Annotated in this window: 8 protein-coding genes; all 8 read right to left on the minus strand. The window is 37.6% G+C overall.

Going from position 1 to position 6,658, the window contains the following annotated elements:
* Positions 1-18: 18 nt before the first annotated feature.
* The 8 genes from yabA to CKJ95_RS11340 all read right to left on the minus strand — a co-directional run bounded on the left by yabA (position 19) and on the right by CKJ95_RS11340 (position 5,865).
* On the minus strand, positions 19-372 hold the full coding sequence (yabA, locus tag CKJ95_RS11305) for a DNA replication initiation control protein YabA (protein WP_099353535.1): 354 nt from the start codon (positions 370-372) through the stop codon (positions 19-21).
* Positions 373-385: 13 nt separating this feature from the next.
* On the minus strand, positions 386-1,213 hold the full coding sequence (locus tag CKJ95_RS11310; protein WP_099353536.1) for a PSP1 domain-containing protein: 828 nt from the start codon (positions 1,211-1,213) through the stop codon (positions 386-388).
* Positions 1,206-2,210: a DNA polymerase III subunit delta' gene (gene holB, locus CKJ95_RS11315; protein ID WP_099353542.1), complete on the minus strand. Its 1,005-nt coding sequence runs from the start codon at positions 2,208-2,210 to the stop codon at positions 1,206-1,208. The genes CKJ95_RS11310 and holB overlap by 8 nt, the downstream gene beginning before the upstream one ends.
* An 18-nt stretch (positions 2,211-2,228) precedes the next feature.
* The gene (locus tag CKJ95_RS11320; RefSeq protein WP_099353537.1) at positions 2,229-2,669 is read right to left on the minus strand and encodes a YaaR family protein; all 441 of its coding nucleotides are present in this window, start codon (positions 2,667-2,669) and stop codon (positions 2,229-2,231) included.
* A 212-nt stretch (positions 2,670-2,881) separates the two neighbouring features.
* Positions 2,882-3,211, minus strand: a complete 330-nt coding sequence (locus CKJ95_RS11325) for a cyclic-di-AMP receptor (protein WP_099353538.1) — start codon at positions 3,209-3,211, stop codon at positions 2,882-2,884.
* A gap of 164 nt (positions 3,212-3,375) precedes the next feature.
* Positions 3,376-4,008 (minus strand): dTMP kinase, encoded by a 633-nt coding sequence (gene tmk, locus CKJ95_RS11330; protein WP_099353539.1) that lies wholly within the window; start codon positions 4,006-4,008, stop codon positions 3,376-3,378.
* Positions 4,009-4,023: 15 nt separating this feature from the next.
* Positions 4,024-5,457 carry an aminotransferase class I/II-fold pyridoxal phosphate-dependent enzyme gene (locus CKJ95_RS11335; protein ID WP_180271480.1) on the minus strand — a complete coding sequence of 478 codons (1,434 nt, stop codon included), beginning with the start codon at positions 5,455-5,457 and terminating at the stop codon, positions 4,024-4,026.
* A gap of 189 nt (positions 5,458-5,646) precedes the next feature.
* Entirely contained in the window at positions 5,647-5,865 is a 219-nt protein-coding gene (locus tag CKJ95_RS11340) for a sigma factor G inhibitor Gin (protein ID WP_180271481.1), read from the minus strand.
* Positions 5,866-6,658 lie beyond the last annotated feature (793 nt).

Consider the following 6,658-nt stretch of genomic DNA (forward strand, 5'->3'; position numbering starts at 1 on the left):
CTCCTATTAGGAAAGGACCTACTTCTTATTTAAAAAAGAGAGACAAAATAAACAGTCACCCTCAGTACGGACACTTCCATAATGAACATTACAAATATGGAAACCCTCCTGATAGAGTCTTGCTAAGTTATCATATCCCTCACCAATATCAACTTGCTTTGCTTCTTGTAAAGCCTTATCAGCTTTTTCTTCTTTTTTCTTTGAAATGGATTGATCAAGTCGACGACGTAAAAGGTCATTCTCCATTTTCAAATTATGATTCTCTTCAAGTAATTGCCCAAGATGTTCTTTCAATTCTCCTAGTTGAGTATACAGATTGCCAATTTGCTTCTCCATACTACTAACAGATTCAAAAATATCTTTTTTGTCCACGCATTCCACCTCGTTATTCTGTGGCTTGAATCGAAATCGCTCCTTCTTTCAGTAGTTCCTCCCACGTATATTCAACTACACGTTCACGACCTACTAATTCTAGCTGTAATACTCGTTCTAAAATATTGAGCCCGACAACCTTCGCTTTTCCACTAGTTGTTTCAATCATTTCGCCAAGGTCTGGAAGCTGTTCTTTTGCACTTTCATACTCATCGTTCTCGTATTTTAGACAGCACATTAATCGGCCGCATAAACCTGATATTTTAGTAGGGTTCAGTGACAGATTTTGATCTTTTGCCATTTTGATTGAAACAGGCTCAAAATCCCCCAAGAAGGTCGAGCAACAAAGCATTCTTCCACATGGACCAATTCCACCAAGCATCTTGGCTTCATCACGTACCCCTATTTGCCTTAATTCGATTCTCGTACGGAAGATTGCCGCTAAATCTTTCACTAACTCTCGGAAATCAACTCGTCCATCTGCTGTAAAATAGAAGATCACTTTATTTCTATCAAACGTATATTCAACATCAACAAGCTTCATATCAAGACTGTGTTCAACTACCTTTCCTTGACACACATTATACGCCTCTGTAGCAGCTTGCTTATTTTCCTCTACAATTAATTTATCCTTAGAATCCGCAATACGGATGACCTTTTTTAACGGAAGTACGATGTCATTTTCATCGACTTGTTTTTTATTTATGACAACCTTGCCAAACTCAATTCCTCTGACCGTTTCTACAATGACATATTCACCGTCAGGAATTGTAAAACCGTTTGGGTCAAAGTAATATATTTTTCCCGCTTTTTTAAAGCGTACACCAACTACATCATACAAGCTTATATCCCTCCTGTAACTTTATTACCAATTGCTCCATTAATAAATGTGGGTTCATGTTGGTGTATAGACGACGCTTCGCCTCTAAAACCGTTGCTATCTGATCACTTACACGTCTAGTAGACGTCTTGAGTGCATATTGTTTAAAGCTAGTAATCTGGTCATGAAAGATAAGTTTCTCTTCATCACCCAGCTGTATATATAATAAATCTTTATAAATAAGCAATAATATATCTAAACCAAAGCTAAGCTGCTCTTTCTCTTTAAAATGAGGTAACCATTGGTCCTGCAAAAAAAAGAAAGCGTGAGTTGGCCTTGTATTGATTACTTCATATAATTGTAACACTATTGAACGGGACTGTCCAAACCAAGCATCCGTGCTTAACTCACGTGCCTCTTCCAAATTATTCGTTGTATGAGCAACAAGGGAAGCCATTGTAGGAGAGATCCCTTCATCAATGAGTCGCTCAGAAATCACCCTTGGAGCAAGAGGCCGAAATGATAAAATTTGGCATCTAGACAGAATCGTATTCAAAATCCGATGGATCTGCTCGGTTAGCAAGATGGCCACTGTTTGGCTTGTTGGCTCTTCAAGGAATTTCAGCAAACTATTTGCAGCATTTGTTGTCATTTTATCAGCATGATTAATTACATAAACTTTACGGTTAGATTCCACGCCCGTTTTTGAAAACTCCTCTTGCAACGCTTGAATTTGCCATTTTTTAATCGATAGACCATCTGGCTCGATTACATGAACATCAGGATGATTGCCCGATGAAATTCTGCGGCAATTCGTACATTCATTACAAGGTTTGTACTCAACAGGATGCTGACAGAAAAGACTTTTTGCCAAAAGAAAGCCGACTTCCTTTTTACCTGTACCTCGGCTCCCCTCAAATAAATAAGCATGGGCCACTCTGTTCTTCTTGAGACTATTTTCAACCATCTTTAAGACCAGTGGCTGATATTCCTGAAGTTGTTCCCATGTTTTTTCCACCATACATCACTCTTTCAATCACGTATACAAGTTGATTAATAATCCCTTTATAAATCCAACTTTTCCAAGAATATCGATTGACCCTTTTTCCTGGTCAATCATTTGTTCGGTTAAATCTAATAGTTCCTTATCGATTTCCTCAACAAGTTTATGCGTTCTCCCTTGTCCATTAAAATTCCAACTATGGGACTGCTTTATATCCATTCCGTATTCAACAGCCTCATGGATAAAACGCTTTACAAGAGATTTATAGGAAGCCAAATCCTGAAAGGTTTGGGAGCGAGAGAGTCGTTCCCCCGCCATATCAATTTGAGAAAGCAGCTTCGTCAATTGCTCCATTTGAAGTTTATTTTCTTCCTGATGGATAAATTTACTAAAGTTCACATTTCCCGAAACCTTATTGGATTGGTTAGGTTGATTCTTATCTATGCTTACGCGAAAATCCTGGTTTATTTTCATGAACGAATAGTCACACCTCTTATCAAATGCGCCTTGGCGTATTTGCGCCCGATTTTTAGGCCCACAGGAAGTGGGTCATAAAGACGTTGCCACAGGAGGTGGCGCTATTAGTCTTTAATCTTACTGCTCGAAAAACTTCCATTGAAAAATCGTGGCATCCGCCGGAGGCTTTAACTTTATTAAGTGGGAGTCTGTACTCTCACTTAATAAAGTTAAAATTGGTGAAAATCATCAATCGGCAACACAAACACTGTAGCTCCGCCCACTTCAACCTTCACAGGGAATGGAACAAAGGAATCTGCATTTCCACCCATTGGTGAGACAGGGGCAATCATTTGCTCCCGATGTTTGCAATTATCCTTAATAATGTCTAATAATTTATTTACACGGATGTCCTCCGTTCCCACAAGGAACGTAGTATTACCTGATTTTAGAAAACCACCTGTTGTAGCAAGCTTTGTTGCTCGGAAATTATGTTCGACTAATGCTTGTGACAAACGGTTGCTGTCTTTATCCTGCACAACTGCAACGACTAGCTTCATCGTTTAGCCTCCCTTTATTTTATCACTTTTACGTGTTCCTTCATATTACGAAATTTGGTAACTATTTGTGCGAATATCCATGCTGTCTTTATTCTATAACAAGTATAGCCAGAACGAAAATAAAAACCTCAAAAATCATCAGACTTTTGAGGCAATTCATAGGATTACTTGTTATTCAAATGCGTTTCAATAATTTCAAATGCTTCCTTTGCCACAACATCAAGCGAATTCTCAGCATTTATGGTATGAAAGCGATCCTTAAAACGATCTGCAACCTTTAAATAACCATCATAAACCTTTTGGTGGAAGGAAAGATTCTCGAGATCAAGTCGATTAACTTCCCTTTCGTCATTCTTTCCAATTCTTGTTAACCCTTTTTCAGGCTTAATATCAAAGAAAAGAGTTAATGACGGCATTAATCCATTAATAGCAAATTCATTAATAGATAGAACTTCATCGATTCCAAGTCCGCGTGCATACCCTTGATATGCTAGTGAACTATCAACAAAGCGATCACATAAAACAATTTTTCCTTGTTCTAATGCGGGAATGACTTTCTCCACTAAATGTTGACGACGCGAAGCTGCATATAAAAGTGCCTCTGTACGCCCATCCATTTGTGTATTATTTTTATCTAAAATAACGGAACGAATTTGCTCTGCTATATCAATTCCACCCGGTTCTCTGGTAGAAATGACATCATACCCTTTTCGAGTAAACTCCTCCTGAAGGATTCCTAAAACAGTTGTTTTACCTGCACCCTCAGGACCTTCAAACGTAATAAAATAACCAGCCACTTCTATTCAAGCCCCTTACATATCTAATATCTTTATATATTTCTCTTTCATATCTCCACCTTGGAAATGTGAACCAACCTCAATATAGGTATTTAGGATTTCAATGTGTCGTTGAGTGACACGTTCTCCTTCCATTAAGACAGGTATTCCAGGCGGATACGGTATAATCATTTCTCCGGAAATGTTTCCTAGTGCATCTTGAAAGGAAACAACCTTTTTATTGTACCCTTTAATTTCATTATAGCAAAGGGCAAGGGTAGAAATTGTCTCCGTTTCATGATGCAAATCAATAAAATTCTTTTTAATTTGTGTATATGTCCGTACAGCATTTCTTATTTTTAAGAAGGCCCCATCGGCGTCAAATGCCTCTGATAAAGGCAACACAAGCAAGACATTGTTTGGATCAGCCATTTCCGAAAAAAGTCCTTCTATTTCAAAAGCACTTTGGAGTTGATATCCATTAAGCTCACATTGAGATTGCACTGTTAGCTTTAACAGATCTGTTTCGATATCTGGATTGGCTGAAGTAATGACTTTTATTTGTGGAATCTCCTCTAGCTTTTGGCTAAATTCTTTGATTTTTATTATGTTCGTATTCGAACCATCCTTTTTTTGCGCTGCAAGGTAATGCCTCGCAAGGTCCAATGATGCCATAATTGGATAAGACGGACTGCTAGACTGCAATATTTGAAGATATGTTTCTACCTCTTCATGATTAATGACCTCACTATTCACGTGTAGGAAAGAGCCCATTGTCATAGCCGGAAGAGTCTTGTGTGCCGAATGCACCACGATGTCAGCCCCTAAAGAGATTGCTGATGAAGGAAACCCTTCTAACAAGAAATGAGCACCATGTGCTTCATCAATCAGAACTACCGCCCCTTTTTCATGGGCAAAACAAATAATCTGGGATAGTTCAGTTTGATTCACCATTCCATAATAATTAGGACTGGTTAAAATAACAGCTTTTATATTCGGAAACTTTCCAAATGCCTCTTTTACCGTATTAAAGGAAATAAATGAGGCTACTTGAACTACATCATCATATGTAGGATGAGCAAAAACAGGCTTAACTCCTGCCATCTTTAAGCCGTTCAAAATGGACTTATGTGAATTTCTCTGAACTAATACGGTATCCTTAGGTGAACATGCTGCAAGTATCATTGCTAAATTTCCTACGGTAGAACCATTCACTAAAAGATAACTTTTCTTCACTCCATATAAATCAGCTAATAATGCTTCACTTTCTAAAATAGCACCTTCTGGATGATGTAGGTCATCCAGCCCTGTTAGTTCAGTTGCATCAATTTCTAACACTTTATGAAAATAGGAATATCCCTTATTCGAAAATACTTGTCCATATTTATGCCCTGGAACATGCATCGATTGAGGCTTCCTTCTCGCATGGCGGTCTAGTGCATCAAACAATGGAGTTTGTTGTTGATTCATAATTATAGAGACCTTTCTTATGTAATTTACTTATTATAAAACAAAAAAGGGACCTATACCACTAGGTCCGAAGCAAGAACTTGGGATTGCACCTAACGCAAAAGCCAATTCCAAGTTATATGTTGTCATTAAATGTACCTAGCAAATTAGCGCTCACCTGTTTTTACAAGCTTGCAAGACACATTAAAACTATGAATATATCTCAGGTGTCGAAACTTTTTTAAGCCGGTCTAAGTAAAATTGATACTTTGGATCATTTGTTTCCGTACGAATAATGTCTTGCTCACAATCCAAACAAATGAATCTTGTATAAAGGTGTATGCCTCTCTCTTTCTCTTGCTCACATATAATACACGTTTCCCCATAATGCTTCCTATTCGCGAGTGTACTCACTGCCTCCACCTCCATATTTCCTATTTTGTCCGGATCCACTAAAATGTATACACAATTATAAAAATAACGAACAGTTATAATTTAATTTATTTAGTAATCTATGATGAAAGGGAGCTAGTTTGTGTATGTCTAAGTTTAAAAAGTTTGAATGCATCTTTAAAGGAGTTATCCACGGAACTTCGTTACTACTTAATCTGTTCAGAACTTAAAATGGGCATGTAGCAGTTCTTTACGTTCCCATTTCCTCCAACTCAATCTCCAAAAGGGAATGATTAACCGCCTTGCGGTATAGCAATTATTAATTTTCGATTCTTGGTGGTATACCGTTTAGTCAGTATTTGGTATACAATTTATCGTTTTTCGAGATAGCAATATACCGTTTATGCCGTTTGCGGTATTTATGACATTTGCTGTATAGTATTTATTGTTTTGCGATTTGACAATATACCGTTTAGACTCTTTGCGGTATAGCATTTATCGTTTTTCGATATGACAATATACCGATTAGGCCGTTTGCGGTATAGCATTTATTGTTTTGCGATATGGCAATATACCGATTAGGCCGTTTGCGGTATAGCATTTATTGTTTTGCGATATGGCAATATACCGATTAGGCCATTAACGGTATAGCACTTATTGTTTCTCAATATGACGCTATACCGTTTAAGCTATTTGCGGTATATCATTTATTGTTTCTCAACCTCCTGATATACCGCAAACCAACGCTTGTGTTTCCTTTATCAACTCATTCGGACAGCATGGTTCTAAAATTAATCTTTAAAACACAAAAAAAGACCAACCATAACGG

The sequence above is a fragment of the Fredinandcohnia onubensis genome (assembly GCF_002734285.1).
In the GTDB taxonomy this organism is placed as follows: Bacteria; Bacillota; Bacilli; order Bacillales; family Bacillaceae_L; genus Ferdinandcohnia; species Ferdinandcohnia onubensis_A.

Coding starts and splice junctions, on each gene's coding strand:
- CKJ95_RS11320 (WP_099353537.1), bottom strand. CDS start 2,669: ATGAAAATAAACCAGGATTTTCGCGTAAGCATAGATAAGAATCAACCT.
- CKJ95_RS11325 (WP_099353538.1), bottom strand. CDS start 3,211: ATGAAGCTAGTCGTTGCAGTTGTGCAGGATAAAGACAGCAACCGTTTG.
- CKJ95_RS11335 (WP_180271480.1), bottom strand. CDS start 5,457: ATGAATCAACAACAAACTCCATTGTTTGATGCACTAGACCGCCATGCG.
- CKJ95_RS11340 (WP_180271481.1), bottom strand. CDS start 5,865: ATGGAGGTGGAGGCAGTGAGTACACTCGCGAATAGGAAGCATTATGGG.